The following is a 23,845-nucleotide window of genomic DNA, read 5'->3' on the forward strand; positions in this document are numbered from 1 at the left end:
AAAACAGCGAAGATCAAAGATGGGCGCAGCCACTGCCTTTTTCGGTCAGCGGTGTAGATGCAATAGTTTCGTATGGAGGCTCACAAGTTGGCTGTGTGCCCGAAAGAAGCCCTTACTCGGAAGGGGCTTCTTGTTGCAGGTAGTATCTATTGATATGATGGACGATATCCTGTGCAATATAGTCGCCGATCGGTGCTTCAATGGCATCAAGCAATATCGGCGTGACATCGTCGTCGTAATTAATAAAGACGATCCCGCCGATGAATGGGATGATCCCCACTTCCAACCATCCTATCTCGGTCCATGTTCTGTCCATCTCCGCATGTCTGATATCAAGATCGATCGGTGTTTGATAGGCGTCGATTTTTGTATTGTTTGCGTCGGTTAAGAGAATGTCGATATCGAATTTTGCTTTGTAGATGTAACCGTTCCATGCAGGGGTCCAGATCAAGAAACCGGGCCAGTTAATCAGAAAGTTCCATCCGGAACCATCGTATTGGTGTGTTACCTCGATTTTGGCGATGACATCTGCCGTCACAGTGCCGTTAAAATTATAAGGGTAAAACACTTCGGCAGAGTAATTGGAGAGAGAGGATACGATGCCGCGGATAATCTGTTCCCCTTCCTTATCGTTTGAGGACGTAACGATTCCAACCTTCGACTTTGCATGCAGCATATCATGATCCGTATGCTTGTAGTCACCTATATTGATTACTTCCAATTTGTGCGAACATCCTGTTGTCAGCAGCAATACTGCCAACAACCCTAATAACATTTTTAACACGAATACTCCTGATGTTTAGATGATGTACCACTTCGGTACGGGTTCATATGGGTGTAATGATTCTGCATAGTCGCGCATCGCGACTGACGCACTATGGACGTTTGATGCAAGTGTCCGGCTGTGCGTGCCGGGAGTGCGGCATTATTTGACGCTCTCCAAAAATGTTTTGTCAGATAAAAAGGCGTCAATCAGCTTTTGCATGGCGACAGGGTAGTTGTCCAAGGCATTTTCGATGGCGATCTGACCAATAAACGAGGAGTCCCATTCATGGTGGATGGAGAGTTCTTTGTTGTAAACGTTTGTCCCATCATTCTCAACCTGGAACTTTGCACTCAAATCAGCCGTACCGATACTGAAACCGGAGATGTCAACATCGTTACGAATCAATGTAGCGGTGATCTTGATCTTGGAGTGTTTGTCATACAGTGCAGCCTGCTGCAAATGTTCTTGCAGTGATTTTTGCAGGTATGTTGTGAAAGAACCCCCGTACGGGGAAACCATATTAGCGGCTCGTAATGACACCTCTTCGTCAGATTCGTCACTGCTTTCACTGCCGTTGACAGACATTTTCTGCAGATTTTGATCTTTCAAATAGTTGATAGAGTTGAAGTCAGGCTGGTACGGGTGCCCCTTGATTGAACAGCCGGAAAACAGAAGGACCGAGAATAGAACAGCGGCTATACTTTTGAAAAAAAACATCGGATTACCTTATTGAAATTTGTCGGATCGCATTAATTTGTACATCAACTTCAGGTATGCATCTTCGGAAGCCCTTTTTCCGGCGAGTGAAAAGTCATCTCTGAACTCTTCAAATTCTGCATTCCCCTCCGAAGATACGGTTTCTTCCCAAATTTTTTTCCCGTTGGTATCTATGGCTTGACAGGTGATGGCCATGGTGAATTGTGTCGGCGGCCAGGTCAACAGACTGTCCGAAGAGGATGTCGTCTTTATGCTTTGTGTAAAAACATATTTGATGTTCTTGGCTGCGATGAACTCTTGATCATCCAGTGCCGGAAGCGAGTAGACTCTGGTAAAGACTTTTGACAAGACGGTATTGAATGCACCTTCCGTATCTTTGTATGGCGTGTACTTGACGTCATCTCCCCCGCCCCCGGGGGTAGTGATCTCGAATGCGCGATCTGCAGGAGAGATGTAATAGCCCACGTTGATGTCAAACTGTTTGCTGACTTCGGCACTCCTGATTTTTTCAAGTTCAGGGGTAACGGTGATTTTGTGCGCACAGCCACTGAAAAACAATAGGACGGACAATGAAAAAAATAAATGAGTGTATTTCATCTAAAGAGCCTTATGAATAAGTTTTTGTTGGGCATCGTTTCACCTTTCAGTCTATGTGGTATTAACAGTATATGCCTCTTTTTGTCGGCAAAATACATTTTGTATAACACATTATCATATTATTAACTATCTTAAAGTTTTTATTTGGATTGGGATCGTATGGCAGATGTTCGGTGAAATGGGAATTTGGAGGATGAGTGCAGACAGAATGTAGTTTTATTTTTTATATAAAGAAGATAAAGAGTAAAGCTGTATAGATGTTGGGGGAGTGGTGCGGACGAGAGGACTTGAACCTCCACACCTTTTGGGCACCAGATCCTAAGTCTGGCGTGTCTACCAATTCCACCACGTCCGCGTGGGAATGTTAAATGTATCTCTTGTTTTCGGAAGAAAACAAAAGCTTTAATGCCATAGCGGCAAGCGTAGAAAATCGGGCTTTGCACGGTTTTCGTTTTCAATAAGTGGTACGCCCTGCAGGATTCGAACCTGCGACCGATGCCTTAGAAGGGCATTGCTCTATCCAGCTGAGCTAAGAGCGCATCTATGATGGGAAACCCCGGTGGTGCGCCCGAAAGGATTCGAACCTTTAACCGTCGGATCCGAAGTCCGATACTCTATCCAGTTGAGCCACGGGCGCTTCCATAGTGAAAAAACGTATGGTGTATCAAAAAAAATCTATCGGGAATGTTGTCAAAACATGGGGTGGGTAATGGGGTTCGAACCCACGACCCCCAGTGCCACAAACTGGTGCTCTAACCGACTGAGCTATACCCACCATGAAGAATGTTGTAGAGGTGGTCGGGGTGAAAGGACTCGAACCTTCGGCCCCTTGGTCCCAAACCAAGTACTCTAACCATACTGAGCTACACCCCGACCTTGTCACCTCACACGGATAATCCGGATAAGTGAGGCGAAATTATAACCGATGTTAAGCCTGTTGTCAATACTTTTTTGCTTAAATAGATCGGTAAACAAAGAAGACAGGACACCCTGATGAAGATAGCACGCTTTAGCCGTATAGGATTCATTCTCGCCGCCGCCGGAAGTGCGGTCGGGCTTGGGAATATCTGGAAATTTCCCTACATTACGGGGGAATACGGCGGCGGCGCCTTCGTCATGGTTTACCTTTTTACGGTCATGCTCATCGGCTTCTCCATCATGATTGCCGAGCTGCTCATAGGGTTTCTCAGCCGCCGGGATGCTTTGACGGCGTTTGAAGAGCTGGCACCGCGCCATAAGGAGGCGTGGAAATGGGGCGGGTTGATGGCCTTTTCCGGGCTGCTCATCATGACCTTCTACTCCGTGGTAATCGGCTGGATCTTCAACTACATCTTCGTCTCGCTCGGCAATCTGCCCTCTTCGCCGGAGGAAGCGGCGGGGCTTTTTAAGACGATGGTGGGCTCGGACATCAAAACCCAGATCTTCTACCATACGCTTGCCTTCGCCATCATCACTGCCATTATCATCCGCGGGATCAAGGGGGGTATCGAGCGGCTGAATCTGGTCCTGATGCCGATGCTCTTTCTCATTGTCGGCGGGATGTTCCTCTACGCGACGACCCAGGCGGGTTTTTCGCAGGCGTGGGACTTTATGTTCAGTGTCGACTGGAGCAAACTTAATTCCGAAGCCTTTGTGACTGCCGTCGGACACGCCTTCTTCACCCTCTCGCTCGGAATGGGCGCGCTGCTGACCTACTCCGCCTCCCTCCCCAAGGAGAGCAGCCTTGTCAAAAGTGCCCTTGTCGTCGTGGCCCTCGATACGGGCATCGCTCTGCTGGCAGGGCTGATGCTCTTCACCTTCCTCTACCAGTACGGTGCGGAACCTTCCGCCGGTCCGGGCCTCGTCTTTATTTCGCTGCCGGCGGTCTTTTACGAGATGGGGACGCTGGGCAACGTCTTCGCGGTGCTCTTTTTTATCTCCCTTGCCTTCGCCGGGCTCACCTCCGCCGTCTCCCTCGTCGAACCGATGGTGCAGCTGGCCATAGACCGTTTCGGCTGGAGCCGTTTCAAGGCCTCGGCGACAATGGGGCTGTTCTTCTACCTTGTCGGCATCGTCGTCATCTACTCGAACAGCAGCGACTACGGTGCGATGCTTACCTGGGGCGGCAAGAATCTCTTCGACTGGGTCGACTATATCACCGCCTCGATCCTGCTTCCGACCGGCGGACTGATCATGGCGATTTTTATCGGCTACGTCATCGAACCCGGCCGCGTCGAAGCGGCGGTGAAGCGGCAGATGGGCTTTGCCTACGGCATCTGGCATTTCAGCCTGCGCTACATCGCCCCGGTGGCGCTTGTCGTCGTCATGCTGAACATGATGGGTATTTTGAAGTTATAGAAGGGGCTTAGTAAAGCGCCGTGAAGCGTTCGGCGGTTTCCCAGTCGAGTTTCGCATCCTTGTGCGCAAGAAAGTGGGCGATGTAGCGGGCGAACATATCCGTTTCGATATTCACTTTCGTACCGCCGATGTAACTGCCGAAGAGGGTCTCGCGCATTGTAATGGGAATGATCGTGAGGCGGAAACTGCTTTCGTAAACGTCATTGACGGTGAGGCTGACGCCGTCAATGGCAATGGAGCCCTTGGGGACGATGTAGGGGATGAACTTCTTGTCGACATCGATGACGACGTCGTAGCTGTTGCCGTTATCGGTGATGCTTTTGACGGTGCCGACGGTGTCCACGTGCCCCTGGACGATATGCCCCTCCAGCCGGTCGCCGAACTGCATGGCCGGTTCGATATGCACGCGCCCTTTGAGGTTTTCGGTGGCGATGATCCCCTGCGTTTCGGGGGAGAGCTCGACGGTGAAACCGTCGCTTTCCAGGGAGACGACGCTGAGGCAGGCGCCGTTGATGGCAACGGAGTCGCCGAGTTTCGGACGGTAGGCGGCCTTGAGGCTCAGGCGCTCTCCGCCATACCTCTTTACCGTCGCCATCTCCCGGATCAACCCTGTGAACATTATGCGTTGCCTCCAAATTTATAATTCCATATTGTACCTAGTCCATGATTGATTTTAATTTCAGGCCAGCCTAAGTGCCTTTTTAATGTTTGGGGAATAGCATTAAAGTTAATATATGTTCAAAAGGACTGTCATGCGTTTATTGATATTGCCATTGTTGGCCGCTACTATGACAATATGGTTTGCAGGTTGTGGTAGTGGGGATTCTACTGAATCGACAAGTCCAGACGGTGCTCCATTGAATGTATTGTCAATGTCGCCTGACGGCAATGCAACGGGTATCGTGCCTGATACGAATATTTCTGTAACCTTCAGTGCTCTAATCAGTGCAGCAACCATCAATGCAACAAGCTTTGAAATTCAAGACGAGAGTAATAGCAGTGTTGTGGGGAACATTGTCGTTAATGGAGCTAAAGCGATATTTGATCCGGTCGGGGACTTGTCATTTGGAACAAAATATACGGGGATACTTACAACACAAGTTACCGATGTACAGGGCAATCCGCTTGCACACACATTCAGGTGGAGTTTCACAACGATAATTGCACCGGTTCTTTTCAAAACAGGTCAGACGAAAAGCTATGATGAAAACGGTATCGAAGTGATTGATAGCTCTCTCAAAGATGATGGTTACTACCAAAAAGGAGATGATCATAATTATTCCCGAGACAACGCCAACGAGATCGTCACTGACCATAGCAGCGGGCTGATGTGGCAGGATGACGCCAATGTTACCAGTGTTTCGAAACCCTGGTTGACCAGTTCAAATGCTCTTTTATGCTCGGATTCCGGTGACGCAACATCGTCATCTTGTCTTGATACCTCCGGGGATACGGCTGCAACTTATTGCGAAAATCTTACCCTAGGTGGGTTTACTGATTGGCGGCTGCCGACACTCAAGGAATTGGAAGGCTTGAGTGATTTTGGCATTTATAATCCAGCTTTGGGCCCGGTGTTTCAACATGTTGTGAGCACAGAAAGTTTTTCCATTTATTGGTCTTCTACATCGTATGTGTATTTTCCAAATTTTGCATTGGGGATAAATTTCTATCATGGGGGTTCGACAAATAATTACAAAGATGCCGACGGATTCATCCGGTGTGTAAGAGTCAAGCAGTAATTTTCTCTCCATATCCCGGCAATTACATTTGTTGAATAGTGTTATGGGTTTATGCGAAGTTATAAATCCCGATCAATAAGGTAGGAAAAATGAAACGAATTCTTTTGATTTTGAGTGTTTTCATAACAGTGTCGCAAGCTGATTTCAGCCGCGATGCAGACGGTATAGTCACCGACAATATTACAGGTTTGCAATGGCAGGATAACGGCAGTGGCGGTACGCGAAATTGGCGTGGTGCCATCGATTACTGTGAGTCACTTGTCCTCGGCAGTTTCAGCGATTGGAGGCTGCCAAATATTAATGAACTGTTTTCAATTGTTGAAAATACACACCACAATCCAGCCATGGACCCTGTTTTTGAAATGTTAACGGGGGGATATTACTGGTCTTCCACGTCCAGCGCTGTTCTCCCTAGTAGTGCTTTGAGCATTTATTTTGATGATGGCGCCATGTGGAGTGTTGATAAGGTTAGTGGGGATGTTTTGAGTCACTACGGCTATACTAGGTGTGTAAGAGGCGGGAAGTGAATTGAGAGCTGAAGAAAAGAATCGTTAAAAAACGATTTTCCCTTCGTCCTGAAGCCCCTTGATGATCTCTTTGGCTTTCTCGTGCCCGTTATAGGCGGCTTTGCGGCACCACTCGAGCGCCTTGTCGTGGTCCTCTTCGACGCCGAGCCCCTGGTCGTAGAGGAGGCCGAGGTTGAACTGCGCCTGCGCGAGTCCCGCCTCTGCGGCGCGGGAGAAGCAGACGTAGGCACGCCCGAAGTCCTGGCGGACGCCGTGGCCCTCCTTGTAGAAGACGCCGAGGTTGTTGAAGGCTTCGCGGTGGCCGCGCTTGGCGGCTTCTTCGTACCAGAAGGCGGCTTCCGAGTAGTTCTGGATGCAGCCCAGTCCCCGTTCGAGCATCATTGCCGTTTCGTACATCGCCTGCGGGACTTCGTGAATGGCGGCTTCAAGGTAGTATTCGTGGGCTTTGAACTGGTCGTGGGCAACGCCGCCGAGGCCGTTTGCATAGAGGATGGCGAGGTTGAAGAGCGCGTAGGGCTGTTTCTGTTCGGCGGCTTTTCCGTACCATTTCAGCGCCGCGGCATCATCGACCGCCGTGCCCTGTCCCTGCTGGTACATGTAGCCTAAAGAGGCCTGCGCATCCGCGTTCCCGGCCTCGGCGAGGTCGCTGTAGAGTGTGAAGGCGGTGGCAAAATCCTGCTCGTTGTAGGCGTTGTGGGCTTCTTGAATCATGAACAAATCCCGGGAATTTTTCCGCGATTGTAGATTAAGGCGGTTTAAGGAGGGGTTAGTCCGGGGCGTTAACGCCGGACTTTACGGTTACCGCGGTTTTTCTCCTTGAGTCGGGTAATAACATCCTTGAGACGCTCTTTTTCCGCGAGCAGTTCGTCGCGGACCAGGTGCTCCTCACCGCCGTCCACTTCCGGGTCATACTCCATCACTTCGGGCTCGTAATCTTTGTAGGGATCGTTTTGGGGTGTTTTATTTTCCTTGCTCATAATTATTATTTTAAAAGGCGGAGGCTTAGATTCGCCAAAAACGAAAAGACTACAATTGTTTTTAACCGAAGGGCGTTTCGTAAAGGGTCGCTGCCGTTCACGTTATGCTCACGTTTTTACACTATACTATCTTCTACAGAGAAAGGAGATCCCATGCGAAGTTTTCTCATCGTAGCGACGGCACTGATGCTCGTGCTCGGCGGTTGTGCCGGACGCCAGGGGGCCGATTACGACGGCCGGACCTACCGGCAGGTGAAGCATTACCTTGTGGGCGTGGTGGTAGAGGAGCGGCCGGTTCGGATCTCCGATGACGGTTCGGGGGCCTTTGTCGGCGCACTGATCGGGGCCATTTTCGGCTCGGCGATCGGCCGCGGGCACGGTCGCGGGATTGCGACGCTGGGCGGCGGACTGGCCGGTGCCTACGTCGGCGGCGCGGCGGGGCAGTCCAATGCCCAGGAGCTGACCGTGCGGCTCGACAGCGGGGAACATATCGTCATCGTCGCCAAGGGCGAGCTCCGCTTCCTCCCCGGCGACCGCGTCAAGATCATCAAGCAGGGCAACATGGTCGAACGGGTCGACCGCCTGCCCAACTACCCCTACTGATCGCGGCGGCACGCCGCCATGATCCGCTCCCACTCCGTATCGAACATCTTGTCGATATAGGCGCGGTGGTGGGGCACCGTACAGCCGGAGCAGTCCTGGTGGACGGCGTCGCCGTAGACACCTTCCTTCCCATCCTTTGAGGCGATCGCGCAGCTGCTGTAGACCGTTTTGCCTTCACGCCATTCCATCCCCGCATCGCTGAAACGGAAATTGGGGCAGGCGCAGAGATAGCAGTTGAGCCCCTCCATATCGTGACACTTTTTCTTTTCCGCGTAGAGCGGGCAGAAGTCCGGCTCGGCCGCCACCATATTCTCAAAATCGAAATAGTCGATGATCTCCGCTTTGCCGAAGCCGCGGGCCAGCAGTTTCTCCATGATCGCCCTGTGTTTCTCGGCATGGGCATCGAACCACTCCATATAGGTCATGCCCCTCTCCTTTTCGCGGGATGGAAGGCCCGGTAGAGATAGTAGATGACCATGATTTCCGCGACCAGCAGCACGTAGTGTACGAGGTAGACCTGTGCCTGGCTTTCATCGATGCCTGCGGCGTACTCCACCGTCTTGTAAAAGAGAAACGAAACAAGCATCCCGGCGAGATAGCCTGCCTGCTTGTAGACATCGAGATAGGTCAGGGCTTTGGCTTTTTCGATCAGGATCGTCTCCGCACGCACCAGGTAGGAACCGAAGGCGAAGGTAAGCTGGTAGCCGGCATAGACGAAGAGTGCGCTCGCATAGCTGTACGAAAAGAGCAGGAAGTAAATCACGAGAAGAAGCATGACGATTTCGACGGCGAGGGAGATGCGCCAGAACCAGGTCCGGTTGAGAATGCGGGTGTAGAAGCGGGCGATGATGAGCATGGCCAGGGCGAGCAGGATACCGCCCAGGGAGTAGACGTAGGGCTGCAGGGGTGCATAGATGATAAAGATGCTTCCCACCGAGATGCCGGTGAAGAGGGCGTTATAAAACTTGTACCAGATGAAGGGCCTCAGGGCGAGATTTCTGGCCTGCATCGGTTACGCTCCGCTCCCGGCCCGTGACGTAATCTGCGCCACGCCCAGCCCCTGCATGGTGCCGTAGGCGACGGTCGCCCCGGCATAGGGTTCTCCTTCGTGAGAAGGGAGGTCTGCGTAGAGGGCCCGCGGGCGGAAGTCGAGCTGACCCAGCAGCGACAGCGTTTCCGCCCGCTCCGTTTCCGCGATCCCGCCTGTTGTGCAGAGGGTGAGCTTGCGCGGGTCCATCGGCAGGCCGTCGCGGCGCACGACCCGGTTGGCGATCAGCAGCGCCGCCGCCATCCTGCTTCCGCCGCCGAGGACGACGGGGAAGCGGCGGCACGCCTCGAGCATGAAGCCCGCGGCGAACATCAGGAAACCGTCCGCCGTGCGGCCGAGCTGTTCGAAGAGCCCCACCCCGGGAAGCGGTTTGAGAAGGGCCGCGGCGTCCGCCGCATCCGGGGAGACGTTTTCGCCGAGGATGACGTAGTCGCCCGCCGGTTTGTAGTAGCGCCCGAACGCGCGCCCCTTTTCAAAAACCGCCTTCGCATCGAAGGCGTTCTCCGGGTCGATGCCGAAGGTTACGGTTTCGTACCTTTCCGGTGCGGACACAAGGCCCAGGTCGAGGATCTTGAGGGCGGCAAAGGGGGTGAGGGCCTCGACTGACAGGGTTAGCGGACCGGGCGTTGGGGTGTCCGGGCCCGCCGCGGCCAGCAGGAGGTCGGCACGCCCCGCAGGCAGCGCACTCTTTTCGCGGTCCTGCAGGGTACGGATCATGCCTAGAACTTCAAGGTGGCGCCGACGAGGGCGGTGGTGGTGAAATTGACGGGGTAGATGGCGTCGTCTGCGACCCAGAGGCCGTTGGGATTGTTGAACATGTTGTTGATTTTAGCAAAAAGCGCATAAGAGGCCGTCTCAAAGTTGAGGACGACGTCCGTGCTGTTGAAGGCGCGCTGCTTCTGCGCGAAGCTGTTGCCGAAGTCGTTCATCGCGTAGGCCTGCGAACGGTAGGTGTGCGAGAGGGTAAAGCTGAGCGCGTCCGTCGGCAGGATCGTGAGGGCCGCTTTGAGGGTGTGGGGGCTGACGCCCGGGAGGTCGTTGCCGCCGAAATCCTCGCCGTTCTGGACCTCTTTGTCGATGACCGCCTGCACGTAGTTGTAGTTGAGGGAGAGGGCGAAGCGTTCGGTCACCTTCCACTGTTCGAAGAGGTCAATGCCGACCTTGTGGGAACGGTCGATATTCGTGTTGACCGAGGCGATGTAAGCGGGGTCGCTGTAGTAGTAGATCTCGTTTTCAAGCGCGGCGTAATAGGCGGAGAGCTTGAACTTGTTCGCCGCCGTCACCGCCGTATAGCCTACCGTAACGGTGTCGGAGGTCATCGGGTCGATAAAGCCGTTGAAGGTGACGATCCCGCTGTAGTCGCGGTTGAAGAAACGGTCGACGTCGGGCGCCTGGTAGGCGTGGGCGTAGCTGACAAAGAGGGAGCGCTCCGGGCTGAGGCGGAAGTTGTAGCCCGCTTCGATACCGTGAAGGGTTTCGGAGCGCGACAGGGAGTTGTTCGCGTCGCTGTAGTCGTAGTGGACGGTTTCATAGCGGTAGCCCGCTTTGAGGGTATGGGCCCCTGTGCGGTACTGTGCCAGCGCGTAGGCCGCCGCATTCTTTTTGGTCGTTTCGCTGGCGATCGCATAGGCCGTCGCACCGCTGTTGCGGTTGCCGTCGAAGAGTGTGCCGCCGAGGGAGAGCTGCAGCCCGCCATATGTATAATCGAGGGCTAACGTCGCAGTCCGGTAGTCGTAGTTGGCGACGCTTCGGTAGAACCAGGCGGGAAGGTCGTACACGGACTTCTTCTTCTCCACGGAGGTGTCGAACGAGACGGAGAGGTCTGCTGTCGGGAAGAGGGTCAGCCCGGTGCTGAAAGCGTCGGTGTCGTACTGCTGGTAGGCCGGGTTGGGAAAGGCGCCCGGCTGGGCGGGATCGTCGTTGAACTCGCTTTGCGTCAGGGTGCTGCCGTAGGCGGCGTCGATACGGCTTGCCTGCGCGCCGAGGCGGAACTCGAAAAGGTCACCCGGCGTCAAGGCCAGATCGAAGGTGCCGTTGGCCAGCTGCTGCTCGTCACGGTTCTGCGCCGTATCGATGTGGCGTGTGCCGGCGGTGTGGTAGGCTTCACCGGAGGCGGAAACCGTCAGAAGGTCGTCGCTGTGGCCGACCCGGAATGCTGCGTCGTAGGTGCCGTAGAGACCGCCGTAGAAACTGACTTCCTTCGTATTGTCGTTTCTGGTGACGATATGGATCGCCCCGGCACTGGCACCGTCGCCGCCGAGGACGATCCCTCCGCCCTTGACGATCTCGAGGCGTTCGATGTCGGCGGGGGCGATGGAGCTGAGCAGCTGCGGGACCATGTCGACGTTGTTGAGCCGGCGGCCGTTAAGGGTGACGACGATGTTCTGGTAGCCGTTCTCGATGCCGTAGCCGTGCAGGTCGAGGCGCTGGGCCATCGGGTTGCCGTAGGAGGGCAGTGCAAAGAGGGAGGTCTGCAGGGTGATGAACTCGTAGAGTGACCGGGCATGGCTCTTTTCGATCTCCTCGGCCGTATAGACCTCGACACTGTCGGCGGCGTTGAGCTCGGTGCTGTGCAGGGGGCTGGAAGTGACGGTCAGCGCTTCGAGGGTGATGCCTTGGGCGTTGAGGGCAGAGCCTGCGAGGGCTGCCGCGGCGAGGGAGAGTGCAATTTTTTTCATAGGGTTCCTTTGGAAATGGATAAGGGGGTCAGGGGGTAGGGCACTGCGGGCGGCGACAGGGTCGAACGGGTATAGCGGAAGGGGTTTCGGGCACGACGTGGGCGGTTATGGCTGCGCAGGTGTCTGCAGGCAAGGCGGTGAAAATGGAGGTTGCAATGGCAGGGGCGGTGCCGGCCGCCGGGAAGCTCCGTCGTGGCGGGTTCCAGTGCCGCCTCGTCCTCTTCGAGACACGCCTCGTCGTCGCTTTCGTCACTGACCATGCCGTGGTGCGCAAGGGTGCGGTTCTCACGGTGCTCCAGGGTGGTGACGGCACTGTAGGCCTGGATGGCGCTGAGCGTAAAGTAGCGTTTTCCGAACCCTCTTGGTGCGCGCATCCGGCCTCCTTGAATGAATAGCGGAAGTATAGCACAGAGGGCGCCCGGAAGGGCCCGGTGTACAGGTTTCTTAGATGATTTAGGATAGTATGACCGAAAAGCATCGGGAGTAGGAAATGGTCATCGAAGAGGATCTCGCGGCGCTGTCCCAGCGCTTTCATCGTCACACGCTCTGCGGCATGCGGCTGCTTTGGCTGATGTCGCTGCCGCTGCTGCTCTGGCTCTTCGCCATGGCGGGGTTTACGGGGCTTGTCAACTTCAAGGTTGAATTGCACAGCGTCATTATGATGGGCGCCATTTTCCTGATCTGGCTCTTTTTCGCCCCGCACAACGCCTACTACGCCGCGTGCAAACTCCGCCGCGGTTTCGGCAGCATCCAGCGGGCATTGGCCGCCTTCATCAACAAGAACCTCCTCGCCGTCGCCGGGGTTGAGAAGGCGGACGCGACCCTGGACGACTTCCTGGCCGAGTCGGCGGGGACGATGCGCAACGAGAACTTCTCCTCCGTGGCCGCCGGGATCTTCCCGACGCTGGGGATCCTGGGGACCTTTATCAGTATCGCTATTTCCATGCCGGACTTCTCGGCCCAGACCTCCGAAGTGCTCGAGCAGGAGATCTCGCGGCTGCTCGGCGGGGTGGGGACGGCCTTCTACGTCTCCATCTACGGTATCTTCCTCTCCATCTGGTGGATCTTTTTCGAAAAGAGCGGCATCAGCCGTTTCGAACGGGACGTGGCGGAACTCCGCGAAGTAACACGCCCCTTCTTCTGGGAGAAAAAGGAGATCGAGCAGACCTATTACCGCAAGAGCCTGGCCCATTTCGAGAAGCTTGATACCCTCTATGACACGATGGCTTCGCGCGATTTTGTGGCGGAGGTGAACCGTACCCTGGAGCAGCGCCTGCATATTTTCGGCCAGATCATCGAGCGGGAGCAGCAGGCGGCGGAAGCGCTCGGGAAGCTGATGGCGCAGAGCGGTTCGCTGTTCGAACGCACGATGCAGGAGCAGACCGCCTCGGCGGAGGCGCTGCAGCGCGTCGGCCTGGGCGTGGAGCGTTTCGCGGCGCAGATGCGCGAAGAAGATGAACGGATGGAGCAGCGCCGGCAGAGCCTCTCAAGGGAGTACCAGCACGGCGTCACCGTCGCGGAGACCCTGGGTGGGGAGATCGCGCGGCTCAGCGAGGCGCTGGCCAACCTCAACGCCGGCAATGTCAAAGAGCTTTACAGCGGGGTGCTTGCCAACATCGAATCGATGAAACAGGAGATCGACCGGGTCGGCGTGCAGTTCGACGAGCATATCCGGGGCTTTGACGCGCAGTTTCTCGAAAAACTGCAGCGCACCCTGAAGCTGATCGATTCGGAGACGGCCCAGATCGTCGAGCAGATCGCCCGGCTGAACAAAAGCGACGGGGAGACGCGTTAAATATGCGGCGGCGGGACAACGGGGGACAGGAGCAGAATTTCTGGATCTCCTATGCCGACCTGATGGCGGGGCTGCTCTTCGTCTTTATCCTGCTGGTGGGGGCGATTGTCGTCAAGACGGTATTGATGCGCTCGGATCTTTTTGCGATCCGCGCGGACCTGCAGGCGCAGAAAACGGCGCTCGGGCTGAGCGAGAAGGCGCTTTCCGAGAAGAAGAAACGGCTGCGGGAGATCCAGGCGCTGCTGGCAGCCTCCCGGGAGGCGAACGCCCACCTGAGCATGGAGCTGGCTTTGCTGCAGAGCGAAGCGGAGGGGCTGCGCATCTCCGTGGACGATATGAACGCGACCCTGCATGAGCGGACAACCGCCCTGGCGCTGACCCGGGAGGAGATGGAGCAGCTCAAAGCCCTGCTGCTGGAGACGGAGACGCAGCGCGCTACCCTGCAAAGCGAGGCGGAGCGGCTCACGTCGGAGCTGGAGACGGCCGAGAAACAGCACACCGAAGATACGAACCTGATCAAGCTGCGCGATGACGAGATGGCGCAGCTGGAGAAGGCGCTGCTGCTCAAAAGCCGTGCCTACCAGAAGGTGGTGGAGGATCTGAACCTCACCCGCATCAAGATCAAGAACCTTACGGGGATCAAGGTCAAGGTTGTACAGCATCTCAAAGAGGAGCTGGGCGACTCCATCAGCATCGATCCCAAGAGCGGTTCGCTGCGTTTTGCGTCGAACGTGCTTTTCAACCAGGGGGAGGCGACGCTCAAACCCGAAGCGAAGCAGGAGTTGAGCCGGGTGCTGGGGCACTACATCGATGCCCTGCTCAGCGACAAGCAGATGCGCCGCTATATCGACCGGATCATTATCGAGGGGCATACGAACTCCGACGGCAGCTACCTTTTCAACCTGGAGCTCTCCCAGCAGCGGGCCTTGGCGGTGATGACCTTCCTTTACACTCAGTACCCGAAGAACCGGCAGCTCTTCAGGCAGTACCTCAGTGCCAGCGGCCGCAGCTTCACCGAGCCGGTGCTGGGCGCGGACGGCAAAGAGGACAAGCAGGCGTCGCGCCGTATCGAGATCAATTTCCGGATCAAGAACGAGGAGGCGGTGCGGGAGCTGATGAACTACCTCAACGCACAGGGGGACGGCGGTGCGTAACGAGGAGCTTCTGGTCCGGCCCGAAAAGCTCGAGGCCCTGCGCAAAGAGCTGACGTTGCAGGCCGAACGCCGCGAACGCGCACGCAAAATCCTCACGCCGACGCGGAAAAAGCCGTGGTGGCGCCGCCTCTTCTTCTAACGCCCCCTGCGCTATAATGCGCCCTATGAAACTCTCCCACCTGCGCCAGATCGCCGAGTACCTTCGGGACTTCAAACATATCAATGCCATCCACCGCGTGAATGACACGACGATCAAGCTCGTCCTGGGGGAGACGAGCCTCTATGCGAACATGCAGAAGGGGCATAGCTACCTGGCGATGTGCCGCCACGACATCCGGCGCAGCAAGGTCTACCAGGCCCCCTTTGACGTCATGCTGGCCAAGCGGTTCAACCGCGCCGTTATTACGGACATTTCGCTTTATAACGACGACAAGATCCTCCGTATCGAAGCGGCGGTCAGTGGGGCATACAAGCACTCCAAAACGATTCTGCAGCTTGAATTTACCGGCAAAACGACCAACGCGATCATCCTCGACGAGGATGAGGTCGTCCTCGAGGCGCTGCGCCATATCGATGCCTCCACCTCCTACCGGGTCGTGCGCGTCGGCCAGCCCCTGCTGCCGCCGCCGCCTCCGGCATTTACGCCGAAAGAGTACCCGCTCGATAACGTGGAAGCCTATCTCTACGAGGTGTGCGACCGGGAGCAGGCAGAGCGGCTGGCGGCGCTGAAGAAACAGAAGGTCGGCCTGCTGCACAAAAAGCTCCGGCGGCTCGAAAAACACCTGGACGCCCTGGAAGATGAAGCGGCACTCGAGGCGGAGGCGGCGCGGTTGCAGCACCTGGGCAACCTCACCCTGGCCAACCTCTACAAGATCAAGCCCTACCAGACGAAACTGATGCTGGACGATTACGACGGCAGCAGTGTCGAAGTGGAGCTGCCCAAGGCCTTCGCCTCGGCCCACCAGGTGAGCGACCACTTCTTCAAGCTGGCGAAGAAGACGAAGCAGAGGGCGGCGCATATGCATATCGAGCGCGAGGGGCTGGAGGGGAAAGCAAGCCATTTCGAGCACTTTATCGCGACGGTCGAAGGGGCGGCGACGGTCGAAGAGATTGCCCGCCTCTTCCCGCCCAAACAGACGGGGCGCACCAAGGAGAAGAGTGACGATGCCGTCGAGACCTTCTGGATCGAGGGGTACAAGGTGCAGCTGGGCAAGAACGAACGGGGCAACATTTTGCTGCTGCAGCGCGCCCGTGCCCGGGACATCTGGCTGCACCTGAAGGGCCGGCCCTCGACCCACGTCATTATCACAACCGACAAGCAGAAGGTGCCGGGCAGCGTCCTCGAGGCGGCGGCAAAGCTCTGCGTCGACTTCTCGGTGATGAGCCCCGGGGTCTTCGAGGTCGACTACACCCCGCGGCGCGAGGTGAAGATCCAGGAGGGGGCGAATGTGCTTTACAACAAGTACGAAACGATCGCTGTCTCCAAACAGGCCGCTGTCCCCGGGCCATAGGGGGTACAGCCTACTTGTTGTATAATCCCTTTAAAAACGGGATGAAAATGGCAGCAACGGAGACGACAAAAAGGGTAGTAACGGGAGCCGCACTGATCGGGGCGGTTGTCCTGCTGGGCTGGATTGACAACTTCATCCTGATGTGGGCGGTCCTCGGCGGCGTCTACCTGCTCGCCTTCTACGAGGCGGCCAACCTCTACGGCCTGCACCATAACGCCTCTTTCGCCTTTGCGGCGATGCTCTGGCTCCTGGCCGCCGTCTACCCTTACGCGGACGACCTCTTCGTGTTGATGGGCGTTGCCTTCGCCGCCTATGCCGCCTACAAACCCCGTACCGACTGGCGTCTCTTCCTCCCCTTTGCGTACCCGACGGCGGGGATGCTCTTCTTCCTGACCCTCTATAAAGACTACGGCCTGGTGGCAATGGCATGGCTGATCGTCGTCGTCGCCGCGGCCGACATCGGGGCCTACGTGGTCGGCAAAAGCATCGGCAAGACGAAGTTCTCCGAAACGAGTCCGAACAAGACGCTCGAAGGCGTCATCGGCGGGGTCGTCATCGCTACCGTTGCCGGGGTTTTCGTGGGGCTGCGCGTCGTGAATCTTGAGGTCGCTATTGCCGTGTCGCTGGCGACGGCGGTCAGTGCCGTGTTCGGCGACCTCTACGAGAGCTACCTCAAGCGCAAGGCCGGCGTCAAAGACAGCGGCAACGTCCTGCCGGGCCACGGCGGGGTACTCGACCGTATCGACGGCTACCTCTTCGGGGCCGTCGTGATGGTGATTTTGCTGCGGGGCCTCGTCTAGCGTGATTATTCTCGGTTCGACCGGCTCCATCGGTGTCAACGCCCTGGCGATTGCCGAGCGCTTTTCGCTCAACGTCGAGGCCCTCGTTGCCGGCAACAGTATCGACCGGCTCAACCGGCAGATCGAGAAGCACCGCCCCAATTGGGTCGTCATCGCGAACGAAGCGGATATCCCCAGGGTCAACCACCCCAACGTCCTGAGCGGCGAGGAGGCGATCCTGCGGGTGATCGAGGAGGCGGATTCCGAGTTCGTCGTCAATGCCCTGGTGGGCTTCCTGGGGCTTCGCCCGACCCTCAAGGCGCTCGAGCGCGGCAAAAAGGTCGCCCTGGCGAACAAAGAGTCCCTGGTAGCGGCGGGGGCCTTTATTGATACCTCCCGCATCCATCCCATCGACAGCGAGCATTTCGGGCTCTGGTACCTTCTCAATGACAGCCGCCCGGTGAAAAAGATGACCATTACCGCCAGCGGCGGGGCGTTCCGGGACTGGCCGCTTGAGAAGCTCTCAACGGCGACGCTGGAAGACGCCCTCAAGCACCCCAACTGGTCCATGGGGCAGAAGATCACCATCGACAGCGCCTCAATGATGAACAAGCTCTTCGAACTGCTCGAAGCGCGCTGGCTCTTCGGGGAGCTCGATTACGACGCCATCATAGAGACCCGTTCGCTCATCCACGCCTTTGTCGACTTCGCCGACGGTTCGACGACGGCGCACATTGCCGGGGCGAACATGCAGCTGCCGATCGCCTACGCCCTGATGGGCAAGGTCGAGGAGCAGATCCTTGAGCCCGTGGACCTGCTGAAAGTCGGCGGCCTGGAGTTCCGCGAGATCACGCAGGAGCGCTACCCGGTCTGGCAGATCAAGGAGGCGCTGCTGCGCGAACCGCAGCGCGGGGCTGTCGTCAATGCCGCCAACGAGGCGGCCATCGCGCAGTTCATTGCCGGGAAGATCGGTTTTCTTGACATCTCCCGCCGGGTCGTCGATGCCTTTGAGCATTTTGACCGGGTTCCGGGGAGCGTCGAGGAGGTCTTTGCCATCGACGAAGAGGTACGCGCCTACGTGGGGGCAATGTCATGAGCAAAAAGGTCCTTCTGCTGCACGGCTGGGGCGGCAGCGACTACCCGCACTGGCAGAGCTGGCTGGCGGGAGAGCTGGCCAAAAATTACGGCACCGTGAGCTTCCCGCTGCTCGACCATCCCCACTTCCCCTCCAAGAACCGCTGGATGCGTCAGGTGAAAGCGTTGCTGGAGGCGTTCAAACCCGACGTCGTCATCTGTCACTCCCTGGCGAACACCCTCTGGTTTCATCTCTGCCATGAGGGGGAGATCGCACCGGTAGAAAACCTCTTTCTCATCGCCCCGCCGCGGCTTGACTGCGAGATCGAGACGATCAAGAGCTTCTTCCCGGTCACGCCGCCTGCAAACCTCTTTGCCGAAAACGTGCAGCTGGTGACGTCGACGACGGACCCCTATATGACGCCGGAGGAGGCGCAGGCCCTGCAGCGCGCACTGAATGTCCCCATGACGGTACTGCAAGACGCCGGCCATATCAACGCCGACAGCGCTTACGGCGAATGGCCATGGATCCTGGAACGAGTCAGGGAGTGTATATAGTGTCGATTTGTAAGAAGCGCAAGGCGCTGTGAGCTTGCTGCTGAAGCAAACCCAGTGTTAACGCAGCCGCCGGGGCTTTGCTCCGGTGGCGTATCAAAAATAAAATGGAAAAGGCCTCTTTTTGATTTTATCAATAGAAAGCAGCTGCGACGACAGTTCTATCGCGATCACCGAGATAGCGACAAAGAAACTCGTCTACCATAAGAAGATCTCCCAGGAGCTGGAGCATGCCGTCTACGGCGGGGTCGTGCCGGAGCTGGCGTCAAGGCTGCACGCCGAGGCGCTGCCGAAGATCCTGGAGGAGTGCAAGGGGTGGTTCGGGCAGCTCAAGGCCGTTGCCGTCACGAACGCACCGGGGCTCTCCGTCACCCTGGTCGAGGGGGTCACGATGGCCAAGGCACTCAGCCTGACGCTGGACATTCCGCTTATCGGCGTCAACCACCTCAAGGGGCATATCTATTCGCTCTTTATCGGGAAAGAGACACGGTTCCCGCTGACGGTGCTGCTCGTCTCCGGTGGGCATACCCAGGTGATCGAGGTGGGGAGCCTGGAGCGGATGGAAACGGTGATGCGGACCATGGACGACAGCTTCGGGGAGAGCTTCGACAAGGTCGCGAAGATGATGGGGCTGGGCTACCCCGGCGGGCCGGTCATCGAGAAGCTGGCCCTGGGGGGTGACCGGGAGCGCTACCCCTTCCCCATCCCGCTGCAGAAGCGGGGGGAGATGGCGTTCAGCTACTCGGGGCTCAAAAACGCCGTCCGTCTGGCCGTCGAGGAGGGCAGCGAAGCGGATTACCCCGACATCGCGGCCTCGTTCGAGCACATCGCGACCGAGCACCTCTTTCGAAAGTTACGAAAATATTTCAAAACCCGGCCGCCCAAACGCTTTGCGATCGTCGGGGGCGCCAGCGCCAACCGCTACCTGCGCGGGCGCATCGAGGAGCTGTTGTCACCTTACGGCGCCGAACTGCTGTTGGCGGAACTGCAGTACTGCTCGGATAATGCGGCGATGATCGGGCGGATCGCCGTCGACCTTTACGAAGCAGGGGCATTCACCTCTATCGCCGAGCTCCATAGCGCACCCAAATCTGATTTTTAAACTCAACTTAAGAGTTCCCAGGTTGGGGTCTATTAAGACAAAAGTTATCCGAATTATGTAAAACTCCTGCATCTCAAAAAAAACAGGAGCCCTAATTATGGCAACTACAATGCTCAAAGGTAACACAGTTAACCTCGCAGGTAACGAAGTAAACGTTGGTGATAAAGCACCGGAAGTTACAGTCGTAAACTCTAACGGTCTGGCAGACAAAGTTGTCGGCGGCGCGTCTGGCAAAAAACAGCTGATCGTTGTTGTCCCGTCCCTCGACACACCGGTTTGTGCTACAGAAACTCGTAACTTCAACAAGCAGGCTGCTGAGCTCGGCGATATCGATCTGACTATCGTTTCCATGGACCTTCCGTTCGCAGGCGGACGCTTCTGTTCTACAGAAGGTATCGAAAACCTGACAGTCGCTTCCGACTTCCGTAACAAAGATTTCGCGAACGCTTACGGTGTTCTGATCGCTGACGGCCCGCTGGCAGGCGTTACTTGCCGTGCTATCTTTGCAGTTGACGCTGACGGTATCGTTACTTACAAAGAGATCGTACCGGAAATCACTGAAGAGCCGAACTACGACTCTGCACTCGCAGCCGTTAAATAATCGCTCTCCCCGCCCCCTCGGGGGCAACCCTTCCCCTTTTTTTCTCCAATCTTTTTTCTTGTTACCCCAATCTGTGATATAGTCCGCCTTCATAATACTGGAGGTTAAAAAATATGAAATTATGGTTTAAAATCGTTGCCTTGACGGCACTCTCCGCCGTGCCGGTCCTGTCCGATATTTTAAGAGTGGAAGCGGGCGGCGGCGCGTGGATGCAGACGCCGAAGGGTACCATCGCCTATGAGACATCGACGGATTCGGGCAGCAGTACGAACCGCGAGGATCAGACCCAGCGCGGGTATGCCTGGCTCTATGTCAAACACCCCGTACCGGTACTGCCGAACCTGCGGCTGGAGTACTGTAACATCAGTACGGACGGTGATGTAACGGTTACACTGGGCTCGCTGATCCCTGTGACGACATCAAGCACCAGCAGCTTCGATACAAACGAATACGACGCCGTCCTCTACTATAATCTTCTGGACAACACGTTCTGGACGACCCTGGATCTCGGCGTGGACATCAAAGCGCTCGATTACCGGTTTGACGTCGCCCCGACGAACGACCTGATCGCGTACGGCGGTTACAGCAAAAGCGGTACCCTGGTCCTGCCGCTTCTCTATGCGAGGGCTCGGTTTGAAATCCCCGGGACGGGGCTTGGCATCGAAGGGCTCGGCAGCTACGTCTCCTATCAGAAGTCGCACGTGTATGACGCCCGCGTCAAGGCCGACTGGACGATGACGTTCGTGCCGGGCATCCAGCCGGGTGTCGAGGCGGGTTACCGGATCCAGAAGATCACGATCAACGTTGACGACAAAGCGATCGACGGCGATATCGACTTCAGCGGCCTCTACGTTGGCGCATTCCTGCGTTTCTGATATACTCTGTTTTTGATAACTTTGTAATAATGGAGTCAATGATGTCTATGAAACTGAAAACGGCGGCGGCACTGGTCGCGGCACTTTTCTCTCTGAACGCGTCGGCGGATTTTGTGCGTGCCGAAGCCGGTATCGGTGCTTTCAATGCTGCCCCGGGCGGGTCCTTTGAAGACAAAAGCGGTTCTCCCAGCTTTGATCTGAAAGATGACCTTGGTATCGATACGGAGAACGACCTCTACGTCTGGGCCTACGTCAAGCACCCGGTACCGGTCATCCCGAATGTCCGCCTGGAGTACCTGAACCTGACCCACAACCCGGACGGGAGCAGCGCGTTCAACGTCAGTGAACTTGACGGGATCCTCTACTACAACATTCTGGACGATACCTTCTTCGTCACCGTCGACATCGGGCTCGACATCAAATACGTGACTTCAGACAGCAAAGGCTTCGATGATTCCGAGACCCTGGCGCTTGCCTATGCCCGCGCACGGGTGGAGCCGCTCGATTCACTTGGCCTGGAGACCCTGGTCAAGGTGACGAACTACCAGGACAACAAAGGGTACGATTTCCGTATCAAGGCGGACTATACGATGACGTCCCTCCCCGTTATCCAGCCGGGTCTGGAGATCGGTTACCGCATCCACAAGGTGCAGTACGCGATCGGTGATTTCATCAACAAGGGTGAATATACCGGCGTCTACGGCGGCCTGATGCTGCGCTTCTAAAGCCAGCGCCGGTCGATAACAATCACTTCCCGCTCCAGCAGGATGCCGGTGGCCTCCTGCACGCGCTGCTGCGCCAGTTCCAGCAGCGCCACGGCTTCCTCAAACGTCCCCCTCCCCAGATTGACCAGAAAATTAGCATGCATGGTGCTGAAGGCCATATCGCCGATGCGGTACCCCTTGAGACCGACGGATTCGATCAGCCTCCCGGCATAATCCCCCGGCGGGTTTTTGAAAGCGCTGCCGGCGCTGGGGTCGGTGGGCTGATTGGCCCGCATCTGTTTGAACAGTTCGATCTTTGAGGGGTCGAACCCCGGTTCGATCTCGAAAGTCGCTTCGAAAACGACCTCGTCGATCCCCGTGGTGCGGTAGCCGTGGGGAACTTTCGCCTTGGCGTGCCAGCCGCTCTTTGTACGCAGGGCGATGAGGCGGTTGAAGATCTCATACTCCTTCAGCCCGGCGTTCATCTTCAGCATGCCGCCGAGGGTGCCCGGAAGGTGGGAGAGGAATTCAAAATGGGCGATGTCATGTTTCTTGCAAAAAGAGACGATCTTGCCGCCGGGGGTTGCGGCCCCGATATGCAGAACACCGTCTACGATGCGGATGAAGTCGTAGGTCTTGGAGAGCTTCATCAGCGGGGGGAGGTCGGTGCCGAAGAGCACGTTGTTGGCGCCCCCGATCAGGTAGGCACCGTCGGGGTAGTCGTCGCCCTCGATCATGTAGACGTCGGCGACGGGCCCGATACGGATGGAACTCAGTTTTGAGAGATCAATCGATTTGTAGGGCATATCAGCTGTGGCGGAAGTCCAGGTACTCGCGGGGGATCGTATACTCTTCGGCCCGGATGGGCGCGTCGTAAAAGCCGTGTTTGAAACCGAGTTCGTAAAGTTTGTCGATCGCCTGGTACTGCAGGGGGCTCAGCTCGACGGAGTCGTCGTTGGCATAGAGCTCCAGGTAGCGGTCCAGCGTCGGGGCGTCGATGCGCACGAGGTTGTTCTCCAGCAGCAGTTCGCAGAGCTCCGATTTGCGTTCGCGGGCGACGCGGACGGCGTCGGTGAGCGTCTGTTCATATGCGATGGCCGACGTCAGCGGCAGGGAGCGCCTGATCGCCATGCCTCCCAGCGGCAGCGGCAGGTCGGGTCCGGCCAGTGCCTGCCAGACGTCCCACAGTTCGCGTTCGACCTCGAGGGTGTCGTCGAAGGTGAGGATGCTTTCATGGATGAGCACGCCGGCGTCGACGGTGCCGTTCTTGACGGCATCCTCGATTTCGAGGAAATTCATGTAGACAATGCGCGCGTCGGGGTAGGCGATGCGGAAGAGCATCGCATTGGTCGTATAGCGGCCGCTGAGGGCAACTTTGAAGCGGCGCTTCAGTTTTTCGCCCTTGCGCTTGATCAGTTTGGGGCCGTACCCCTCGCCGAAGCTGACGGCGGTCCGCAGCAGGGCATATTCGTCTCGGATATGCGGGTAAAGGGCGAAGCTGATGGCGGTGATGTCGTAGGTGCCCGCCAGGGCCTCGACGTTGAGGGTTTCGATATCGAGGGGGATGTTGTCGAAGGCAACGTCGGGCTGCGTTACCCATCCGAATTTGACGGCATAGTACATGAAGATGTCGTCGGCATCCGGGGAATGGGCAATCAGCATTTTTTTCATAAAAGAACCTCGCATATTATTACGCCCATTTTAGC

Annotated in this window: 28 protein-coding genes and 5 tRNA genes; 15 read left to right on the forward strand and 18 right to left on the reverse strand. The window is 56.7% G+C overall.

Annotation, left to right across the window (positions count from 1 at the left end; genetic code table 11):
* Nucleotides 1-112: 112 nt before the first annotated feature.
* The 8 genes from WCX49_RS00730 to WCX49_RS00765 form a co-directional block, all read right to left on the reverse strand.
* Nucleotides 113-784, reverse strand: a complete 672-nt coding sequence (locus WCX49_RS00730; RefSeq protein ID WP_345985672.1) for a hypothetical protein — start codon at nt 782-784, stop codon at nt 113-115.
* Nucleotides 785-925: 141 nt separating this feature from the next.
* Nucleotides 926-1,483, reverse strand: a complete 558-nt coding sequence (locus WCX49_RS00735) for a hypothetical protein (protein WP_345985673.1) — start codon at nt 1,481-1,483, stop codon at nt 926-928.
* Nucleotides 1,484-1,492: 9 nt separating this feature from the next.
* Complete coding sequence (locus WCX49_RS00740; protein WP_345985674.1) at nt 1,493-2,080, reverse strand: hypothetical protein; 588 nt, start codon at nt 2,078-2,080, stop codon at nt 1,493-1,495.
* A 269-nt stretch (nt 2,081-2,349) separates the two neighbouring features.
* A tRNA-Leu gene (locus WCX49_RS00745) sits at nt 2,350-2,435 on the reverse strand.
* Between the two features lie 107 nt (nt 2,436-2,542).
* Nucleotides 2,543-2,619: transfer RNA gene (locus WCX49_RS00750), tRNA-Arg, on the reverse strand.
* Nucleotides 2,620-2,640: 21 nt separating this feature from the next.
* Nucleotides 2,641-2,717: transfer RNA gene (locus WCX49_RS00755), tRNA-Arg, on the reverse strand.
* Nucleotides 2,718-2,778: 61 nt separating this feature from the next.
* Nucleotides 2,779-2,855: transfer RNA gene (locus tag WCX49_RS00760), tRNA-His, on the reverse strand.
* A gap of 20 nt (nt 2,856-2,875) precedes the next feature.
* Nucleotides 2,876-2,953 (reverse strand) — tRNA-Pro (locus tag WCX49_RS00765).
* A gap of 120 nt (nt 2,954-3,073) precedes the next feature.
* Between WCX49_RS00765 and WCX49_RS00770 the strand changes: the two genes are divergently transcribed.
* Nucleotides 3,074-4,417 (forward strand): sodium-dependent transporter, encoded by a 1,344-nt coding sequence (locus WCX49_RS00770; protein ID WP_345985675.1) that lies wholly within the window; start codon nt 3,074-3,076, stop codon nt 4,415-4,417.
* 7 nt (nt 4,418-4,424) lie between these two features.
* Here WCX49_RS00770 and ribE read toward each other — a convergent pair whose 3' ends face one another.
* Nucleotides 4,425-5,036 carry a riboflavin synthase gene (gene ribE, locus WCX49_RS00775; protein WP_345985676.1) on the reverse strand — a complete coding sequence of 204 codons (612 nt, stop codon included), beginning with the start codon at nt 5,034-5,036 and terminating at the stop codon, nt 4,425-4,427.
* 133 nt (nt 5,037-5,169) lie between these two features.
* On the opposite strand from ribE, the gene WCX49_RS00780 reads away from it, so the two are divergent.
* Both WCX49_RS00780 and WCX49_RS00785 read left to right on the forward strand, forming a co-directional pair.
* The gene (locus WCX49_RS00780) at nt 5,170-6,156 is read left to right on the forward strand and encodes a DUF1566 domain-containing protein (protein ID WP_345985677.1); all 987 of its coding nucleotides are present in this window, start codon (nt 5,170-5,172) and stop codon (nt 6,154-6,156) included.
* Nucleotides 6,157-6,245: 89 nt separating this feature from the next.
* Entirely contained in the window at nt 6,246-6,683 is a 438-nt protein-coding gene (locus WCX49_RS00785; protein WP_345985678.1) for a DUF1566 domain-containing protein, read from the forward strand.
* 24 nt (nt 6,684-6,707) lie between these two features.
* Here WCX49_RS00785 and WCX49_RS00790 read toward each other — a convergent pair whose 3' ends face one another.
* Nucleotides 6,708-7,394, reverse strand: coding sequence for a tetratricopeptide repeat protein (locus tag WCX49_RS00790; RefSeq protein ID WP_345985679.1), 687 nt, complete (start codon nt 7,392-7,394; stop codon nt 6,708-6,710).
* Nucleotides 7,395-7,462: 68 nt separating this feature from the next.
* Complete coding sequence (locus tag WCX49_RS00795; protein WP_345985680.1) at nt 7,463-7,660, reverse strand: hypothetical protein; 198 nt, start codon at nt 7,658-7,660, stop codon at nt 7,463-7,465.
* 153 nt (nt 7,661-7,813) lie between these two features.
* On the opposite strand from WCX49_RS00795, the gene WCX49_RS00800 reads away from it, so the two are divergent.
* A complete protein-coding gene (locus tag WCX49_RS00800) occupies nt 7,814-8,263 on the forward strand; it encodes a glycine zipper 2TM domain-containing protein (protein WP_345985681.1) in 450 nt (149 codons plus the stop codon).
* Here WCX49_RS00800 and WCX49_RS00805 read toward each other — a convergent pair.
* From WCX49_RS00805 to WCX49_RS00825, 5 genes are read right to left on the reverse strand one after another with little or no spacing between them, the layout of a single operon-like run.
* Entirely contained in the window at nt 8,257-8,688 is a 432-nt protein-coding gene (locus WCX49_RS00805) for a hypothetical protein (RefSeq protein WP_345985682.1), read from the reverse strand. The two genes, WCX49_RS00800 and WCX49_RS00805, sit on opposite strands and share 7 nt — an antisense overlap.
* Entirely contained in the window at nt 8,685-9,272 is a 588-nt protein-coding gene (locus WCX49_RS00810; protein WP_345985683.1) for a hypothetical protein, read from the reverse strand. Before WCX49_RS00810 ends, WCX49_RS00805 begins: the two co-directional genes overlap by 4 nt.
* Before the next feature lie 3 nt (nt 9,273-9,275).
* On the reverse strand, nt 9,276-10,028 hold the full coding sequence (locus WCX49_RS00815; protein WP_345985684.1) for a hypothetical protein: 753 nt from the start codon (nt 10,026-10,028) through the stop codon (nt 9,276-9,278).
* A 2-nt stretch (nt 10,029-10,030) separates the two neighbouring features.
* Complete coding sequence (locus WCX49_RS00820; RefSeq protein WP_345985685.1) at nt 10,031-11,989, reverse strand: TonB-dependent receptor; 1,959 nt, start codon at nt 11,987-11,989, stop codon at nt 10,031-10,033.
* Entirely contained in the window at nt 11,986-12,363 is a 378-nt protein-coding gene (locus tag WCX49_RS00825; RefSeq protein ID WP_345985686.1) for a hypothetical protein, read from the reverse strand. The genes WCX49_RS00820 and WCX49_RS00825 overlap by 4 nt, the downstream gene beginning before the upstream one ends.
* Nucleotides 12,364-12,479: 116 nt before the next feature.
* On the opposite strand from WCX49_RS00825, the gene WCX49_RS00830 reads away from it, so the two are divergent.
* The 11 genes from WCX49_RS00830 (at nt 12,480) to WCX49_RS00880 (ending at nt 22,160) form a co-directional block, all read left to right on the forward strand.
* Nucleotides 12,480-13,784, forward strand: coding sequence for a MotA/TolQ/ExbB proton channel family protein (locus tag WCX49_RS00830; protein WP_345985687.1), 1,305 nt, complete (start codon nt 12,480-12,482; stop codon nt 13,782-13,784).
* A gap of 2 nt (nt 13,785-13,786) precedes the next feature.
* Nucleotides 13,787-14,938 (forward strand): OmpA family protein, encoded by a 1,152-nt coding sequence (locus WCX49_RS00835; protein WP_345985688.1) that lies wholly within the window; start codon nt 13,787-13,789, stop codon nt 14,936-14,938.
* Nucleotides 14,931-15,077, forward strand: coding sequence for a hypothetical protein (locus tag WCX49_RS00840; RefSeq protein ID WP_345985689.1), 147 nt, complete (start codon nt 14,931-14,933; stop codon nt 15,075-15,077). The genes WCX49_RS00835 and WCX49_RS00840 overlap by 8 nt, the downstream gene beginning before the upstream one ends.
* 25 nt (nt 15,078-15,102) lie before the next feature.
* On the forward strand, nt 15,103-16,449 hold the full coding sequence (locus WCX49_RS00845; protein WP_345985690.1) for an NFACT family protein: 1,347 nt from the start codon (nt 15,103-15,105) through the stop codon (nt 16,447-16,449).
* Between the two features lie 41 nt (nt 16,450-16,490).
* A complete protein-coding gene (locus WCX49_RS00850; RefSeq protein WP_345985691.1) occupies nt 16,491-17,249 on the forward strand; it encodes a phosphatidate cytidylyltransferase in 759 nt (252 codons plus the stop codon).
* A 1-nt stretch (nt 17,250) separates the two neighbouring features.
* A complete protein-coding gene (gene dxr / locus WCX49_RS00855) occupies nt 17,251-18,324 on the forward strand; it encodes a 1-deoxy-D-xylulose-5-phosphate reductoisomerase (protein WP_345985692.1) in 1,074 nt (357 codons plus the stop codon).
* Nucleotides 18,321-18,860: an alpha/beta hydrolase gene (locus WCX49_RS00860; protein ID WP_345985693.1), complete on the forward strand. Its 540-nt coding sequence runs from the start codon at nt 18,321-18,323 to the stop codon at nt 18,858-18,860. Before dxr ends, WCX49_RS00860 begins: the two co-directional genes overlap by 4 nt.
* A 121-nt stretch (nt 18,861-18,981) precedes the next feature.
* Nucleotides 18,982-19,959 carry a tRNA (adenosine(37)-N6)-threonylcarbamoyltransferase complex transferase subunit TsaD gene (gene tsaD, locus WCX49_RS00865; RefSeq protein ID WP_345985694.1) on the forward strand — a complete coding sequence of 326 codons (978 nt, stop codon included), beginning with the start codon at nt 18,982-18,984 and terminating at the stop codon, nt 19,957-19,959.
* A gap of 97 nt (nt 19,960-20,056) precedes the next feature.
* Entirely contained in the window at nt 20,057-20,560 is a 504-nt protein-coding gene (tpx, locus tag WCX49_RS00870; protein WP_345985695.1) for a thiol peroxidase, read from the forward strand.
* A 113-nt stretch (nt 20,561-20,673) separates the two neighbouring features.
* Entirely contained in the window at nt 20,674-21,435 is a 762-nt protein-coding gene (locus WCX49_RS00875) for a TIGR04219 family outer membrane beta-barrel protein (RefSeq protein ID WP_345985696.1), read from the forward strand.
* A 38-nt stretch (nt 21,436-21,473) separates the two neighbouring features.
* Complete coding sequence (locus WCX49_RS00880; RefSeq protein WP_345985697.1) at nt 21,474-22,160, forward strand: TIGR04219 family outer membrane beta-barrel protein; 687 nt, start codon at nt 21,474-21,476, stop codon at nt 22,158-22,160.
* Here the strand turns inward: WCX49_RS00880 and WCX49_RS00885 are convergent.
* Both WCX49_RS00885 and WCX49_RS00890 read right to left on the reverse strand, forming a co-directional pair.
* Nucleotides 22,157-22,945 (reverse strand): UDP-N-acetylmuramate dehydrogenase, encoded by a 789-nt coding sequence (locus WCX49_RS00885; protein WP_345985698.1) that lies wholly within the window; start codon nt 22,943-22,945, stop codon nt 22,157-22,159. The genes WCX49_RS00880 and WCX49_RS00885 overlap by 4 nt on opposite strands.
* Before the next feature lies 1 nt (nt 22,946).
* Nucleotides 22,947-23,810, reverse strand: coding sequence for an MqnA/MqnD/SBP family protein (locus tag WCX49_RS00890; RefSeq protein WP_345985699.1), 864 nt, complete (start codon nt 23,808-23,810; stop codon nt 22,947-22,949).
* Between the last annotated feature and the right edge of the window lie 35 nt (nt 23,811-23,845).

Source organism: Sulfurimonas sp. HSL-1656, assembly GCF_039645585.1.
In the GTDB taxonomy this organism is placed as follows: Bacteria; Campylobacterota; Campylobacteria; order Campylobacterales; family Sulfurimonadaceae; genus Thiomicrolovo; species Thiomicrolovo subterrani.